The organism is Okeania sp. SIO2B9, assembly GCF_010672505.1.
Classification (GTDB): Bacteria; Cyanobacteriota; Cyanobacteriia; order Cyanobacteriales; family Microcoleaceae; genus Okeania; species Okeania hirsuta.
Genome location: NZ_JAAHGK010001151.1, coordinates 1 through 2,456 on the forward strand (window position 1 = coordinate 1; position 2,456 = coordinate 2,456).

Below are 2,456 nucleotides of genomic sequence, written 5' to 3' on the forward strand. Positions count from 1 at the left end.
TTTTTTCTGCCCTCAAATTTCAACATAATTTTCTAGATGAATTACCAGATAATATATTTAGAGCAAAAGGAATTCTTTGGTTCAAAGAAAGTGAATCAAAACATATATTTCAATTGAGCGGTAAACGCTATGATATGCAAGTAGAGGAATGGTCAACTACTCCGACAAATCAGTTAGTATTAATTGGACGAAATTTGAATCCATTAATTATTCAACAAGATTTAACAAACTGTCTAACTATGTGATAAATTAAGAGTAGCTATTCTCAGATAAATCGCAGGTAAGAATTCCCATAATTAATCAGAAATTTATGTGGGAAAATATCTGCCAAACTGTTCAACAAAATATTAAGCTTAAAGCCTTTCAATTATGACTTTACCAACAGTTCCAGATTTTGTTTCTACCAATGATTTGAAAACAAAATCTCAGCCTCCTGTTACAGAAGCTGAAATGATTCAAGCGGTGAGAACTTTATTAATAGGATTAGGAGAAAATCCAGACCGAGAAGGATTATTAGATACTCCCAAACGAGTTGTAAAAGCCCTAAAATTTCTCACTTCAGGTTATCATCAATCTCTAGATGAATTGTTGAATGGAGCTGTTTTTAATGAAGATATCTCAGAGATGGTTTTAGTTCGAGATATCGATCTTTTTAGCTCTTGCGAGCATCATATTTTGCCTATTCTTGGTCGCGCTCATGTAGCATATATTCCTAATGGAAAAGTAATTGGACTATCAAAAATTGCTCGAATTTGTGAAATGTATGCCCGACGTTTACAGGTACAAGAACGTCTAACAGCACAAATAGCTGATGCACTTCAAGGATTACTTCAGCCTTTAGGTGTTGCTGTAGTTGTTGAAGCAACTCATATGTGTATGGTCATGCGTGGAGTACAAAAACCAGGTTCTTGGACAACTACTAGCGCTATGCGTGGTGTTTTTGCTGATGATGTGAAAACTCGTCAAGAATTTATGAGTTTAATTAAGCATAGTAATTCTTTTCATTAGTTTTTTTAAGTTAAGCGACAATAATTAAAAGTTGATTGGTATTAAAATTTCTGATGATGCTAAGACAAAAAGCATTAATACTAAAATCAGAAAGGAAGAGACTTTTTGCCCCATACTTAGGATTGCTCCTATCGAGTTACCAAGTAGATGAGCATCAATAAATGTAACAGGACTTACGCACCCAAACAAGAAACCGGGTTTATTGCCCTAATTATTGTTTTTTAAAGCACGAAATTTAGTTGCTAAACCTGATTTTTGCGTAAGTCCTGTTTATTAATATTTATGTTTTTCCATGTTACGAAAATACCTAATGAATTAGGTGCAGAAATGACAGAAGGTGTGGAACTTTTTCAGATTCATTGTGTAGGTTGTCATGCTAATGGAGGTAATATTGTTAGATGGGAAAAAATTTCAAAATAGAGACTTTAGAAAAAAATAAACTAGATTTTGTGAAGGTGATCGCTTACTTGGTTAAGAATGGGAAAAATAATATGTAAGCTTACAAAGACTGTTTAACAGAAACAGAGATAGAAACTGTATATGGTTATGTATTGAACTAGGCAGAAAATGGTTGGTGTTAATATTTAATTTAGACCAACTTAGGATGCAAGTAATGCCAGCAGAATCAGAAAAACTAAATCGACAACCTGAAGACTTTCAGCAAGAAATAAAAAAGCTTATTCAAGATAATCAGCTTGATTTAGCTACTAAAAGAGTAATGGATTTTGCTGATGATTTTGCAGTTTATAAAAAACGTAAATATGAAGCAATTGATTTTCAGCGTCGCTATACTAAACTGAGAGAAGATAAACGAAAGTCTAGTTCTTCAGAAGAAACTATCAGGGAAAAATTTTCAGGTTTAACTTTTTCTGTTTTAGAATTTGTTGATTTAATAGTTGAAGAATATAGAAAAGATTACTCACCAATACCCACAGTTGTTCCTCCACAAGAAAATAACAATAAGTCTCCTTCCAAATCTAATTCAAAAGATAATACTACCAATGTTAATAAAAAACATCTAGACCAAGAAAATACCGAAAAAAATATACCAAAAACTTCATACGAACAAATAAAGGAATCATGGAAAAAGCAAAAAAAATCAAGTATTAAAAGCTCTAATATTAATGTAGTAGCTAATATAATAAATATCACCAAAAAATATTCAGGTAGATTAACAGACTTCCAGTTATCTGTATCGGGATTAGAATTAAAATTTGGTGAAATAACCTCTCTTGTTGGTGAAAATGGTAATGGAAAAACGACTTTATTAAGAATAATTGCTGGTGAGTTACACCAAACCAGCGGTATTATTAAATATCCAGGTTTGACAAAATCAAAAGATAAATCTTGGTACAAAATCAAACAACAAATAGCATACGTTCCTCAAGAGTTGCCACAATGGACAGGAACCCTAGTTGATAATCTGCATTTTGCAGCAGCTATTCATG

Annotated in this window: 4 protein-coding genes; all 4 read left to right on the forward strand. The window is 32.2% G+C overall.

Features of this window, described 5'->3' with window-relative positions; translation table 11 throughout:
- The coding region (locus F6K13_RS28315) for a GTP-binding protein (protein ID WP_287289182.1) at positions 1-245 on the forward strand (245 nt) is incomplete at its 5' end.
- Positions 246-369: 124 nt separating this feature from the next.
- Positions 370-1,008, forward strand: coding sequence for a GTP cyclohydrolase I FolE (gene folE / locus F6K13_RS28320; protein WP_124145316.1), 639 nt, complete (start codon positions 370-372; stop codon positions 1,006-1,008).
- Between the two features lie 282 nt (positions 1,009-1,290).
- Entirely contained in the window at positions 1,291-1,428 is a 138-nt protein-coding gene (locus tag F6K13_RS28325) for a hypothetical protein (RefSeq protein ID WP_240038973.1), read from the forward strand.
- Between the two features lie 193 nt (positions 1,429-1,621).
- Positions 1,622-2,456 (forward strand): ATP-binding cassette domain-containing protein (locus F6K13_RS28330; RefSeq protein ID WP_287289184.1); only part of this gene is annotated, 835 nt, incomplete at its 3' end.

Bases quoted from the DNA above. Each gene is read 5' to 3' on its own strand.
- folE (WP_124145316.1), top strand. From the start codon at position 370: ATGACTTTACCAACAGTTCCAGATTTTGTTTCTACCAATGATTTGAAA.
- F6K13_RS28325 (WP_240038973.1), top strand. From the start codon at position 1,291: ATGTTTTTCCATGTTACGAAAATACCTAATGAATTAGGTGCAGAAATG.